General features: G+C 75.0%; 2 protein-coding genes. One reads left to right on the plus strand and one right to left on the minus strand.

Going from position 1 to position 2602, the window contains the following annotated elements:
- Positions 1-44: 44 nt before the first annotated feature.
- Entirely contained in the window at positions 45-1310 is a 1266-nt protein-coding gene (locus tag ACFRMQ_RS40025; protein WP_380735831.1) for a pyroglutamyl peptidase, read from the minus strand.
- A 156-nt stretch (positions 1311-1466) separates the two neighbouring features.
- Here ACFRMQ_RS40025 and ACFRMQ_RS40030 point away from each other — a divergent pair, with 156 nt between their 5' ends.
- A complete protein-coding gene (locus tag ACFRMQ_RS40030) occupies positions 1467-2516 on the plus strand; it encodes a TerD family protein (RefSeq protein ID WP_380735832.1) in 1050 nt (349 codons plus the stop codon).
- Positions 2517-2602 lie beyond the last annotated feature (86 nt).

Here is a 2602-nt window from a genome sequence, read left to right on the forward strand (position 1 = left end):
CGCTACGCCGGCCCGGCGTAGCGGGCGCCCGGCCCGGCGGACCGTCAGGGGCGGAGCCGGACGGAGCTCAGGATCGCCCGCACCTGGTCGCCGATCGCGGCCTCGTTCCGCTCGAACTCCGGTGCGGTGAGCTGCTGCGGGTCGGCCGGCAGACCGGTGAGGACGGGGGTGTGCAGGTGCCCGCCGGGCAGCTGCGGGGCGGTGAGCAGGCGCAGCCGGTTGGAGCGGTAGGCGATCTCGTTGGACAGGTACCCGCCGCCGCCCCCGGCGACCGCGCGGGAGCCGGGGGTGGGACCGTCGGGCCGGTAGACCGGGTCGGTGGCGCCCATCGGGATCTCGGTGACGAAGGTGTCGAGCTGCACCGGGAAGGGCTGCTGGACGGCCGTCATGGCGTCGACCGGCAGGGTGGTGCGGATGAACTGCGGTCCGGCGCCCAGGCCCGGGGCGTCCACCGGGTGCTGGGTGGTGCCGCCGGAGAGCGCGTCCCTGTTGTCCGGGGCCGGGTCGGCGGAGCGGGCGCGGCCGGCCCACTCCTCCAGGGTGAACTTGCCGGGGTAGCCCTGGCTGATGGTGGTGATCAGGTCGGCGGACTGCCGGCCCGGCCGCAGGTGCGGGGTGAAGGCGCGCTCCACGATGCCCTCGTCGAAGTCCCCGTAGCGCACCGGCAGGACCACCGCCCGGACCTCGGCGGTGCTGCCGTCGGCGAGGGTGATCCGCTGCCCGTGCAGTTGCAGGACGGCCGAGCCGGAGGGGTTGGAGCGGCGCGGCTCGGTGCCCAGGCCGTACGGGTCGAAGCCGCTGACGAAGATCCGCCGGACGCCGTGGGCGGAGCTGAAGCCGTCGTCCAGGCCGCGGGAGGCGTCCTCGAAGCGGGACCGCAGCGCGGCGTGGTCGACGTCGAACCGGGGCTGCCAGCGGGCGAGCTGGACGGTCATGGCGAGCCTGGTCCAGTACAGCGGGCGGTCGTCCCGGGCGGGCAGTTCGCCGCTCGGCCGGCGGCCCTGGGCGCGGTCCAGGCCGGCCCGCCAGAGGTCGCGGCCCCAGGTGTCCACCACCCGCTCGGCCTGCCGGGCGTTGCGGGCGGCGCACAGCGCGGCGGGGAAGGCCGCGGGTAGTTCGCCGAGGCCCGAGCGCTCGGTGAAGGCGGTGGTGCGGGAGTCCTGGAGGCGGTTCTGCTCGGGGTCCAGCGGCACCGTGGCCGAGGTGCGGCAACCGGCCGGAGCGGCCTGGGCGACGGCCGGGGCCAGCAGGGCGGCGAGCGTTCCGGTGAGTGCGGCGGCCAGTCCGGCAGCGCGGCGTAGACATGTCATGTCTGCTGACAATAGGTCTGGACCTGACGGCCCGCCAGGGCGTCGGCGCGGTGTTTCGTCTCGACCGAAAGCCGATGGTTCGACCGGGAACCGGTGTGAGCTCTACAGCGTTGTCGTGGTCGAAGAGCGGTACTCGTACGGTGGTGGAGGAGTTCCATGAGCGTGGCCCTGACGAAGGGCGGCAACGTCTCCCTGGGCAAGCAGGCCCCCGGGCTCCGGGTGGCCCGGGTGGGCCTCGGCTGGGCGGCCGGGCCCGGGTACGACCTGGACGCCAGCGCACTGCTCTGCGGGGCGGACGGGAAGGTCGCCTCGGACCGGAACTTCGTCTTCTTCAACAACCTGCGGAGCCCGGACTGCTCGGTCCGCCACCACGGGGACTCCGCCGGCGGCGCCGACCGGGAGCAGATCGAGGTCCGGCTCGCCGAAGTCCCCGCCGAGGTGGAGAAGGTCGTCTTCGCGGTGGCGATCTACGACGCGGCCCAGCGGCGGCAGACCTTCGGGCAGGTCCGCGGCGCCTACATCCGGGTCGCCGACCAGGACGGCGGCGTCGAGGCGGCCCGCTACGAGCTGGTGCCGGAGGGCGGCGGCGAGACGGCGATGGTGTTCGGCGAGCTGTACCGGCACGGCGCGGACTGGAAGTTCCGGGCGGTCGGGCAGGGGTACGCCACGGGGCTGGCGGGCATCGCCACGGACTTCGGGGTGGACGTCCTGCAGCCCGCTCCCGCCGCGCCCGTGGCCCCCGCTCCGCCCGTGGCCCCCGCCGTGCCGGCTCCGCCGGCGCCGCCGGCCGCCCCGCCGGTGCCCGCCGCCGCGCCGATCGTTCCGATGAACCAGCCAGGACCAGGGAGTTCCCCAGTGACGTGCTTCTTCGACCCCTCGCACGGCGTCGGCACCACAGCGGTGTTCTGGTCGCCGCAGTGGGGTGTGCCACGCCAGATCGAGGCCTGTGTGGCCTGCGCCCAGCGGGTGCAGACCAACGTCCCGCCGTTCTACACCCCGGCGCAGGCCGGCTACCCGCAGCCGGTCCAGCAGGGCCAGCCCCAGGTGCCCGGTCAGCAGGCCCAGGGCGGGCGGCGCTTCGGCACCGGCGCCCTGATCGGCGCCGGCGCGGCCGGCCTGGTCGGCGGCGCGCTGCTGAACGAGGCGTTCGACGACGATCCGCAGGTGGTCGTCAACAACTACTACGAGGACGACGGCTTCTTCTAAACCGGTTCTTCCACGCCGGCAGGCCGTCGGGCCGCGGTCGCGCGAGGGCCGTCGGGGCCACCCCCCGGCGGCCCTCGCTGTCGGTG

The sequence above is a fragment of the Kitasatospora sp. NPDC056783 genome (assembly GCF_042789895.1).
Lineage (GTDB): Bacteria > Actinomycetota > Actinomycetes > Streptomycetales > Streptomycetaceae > Kitasatospora.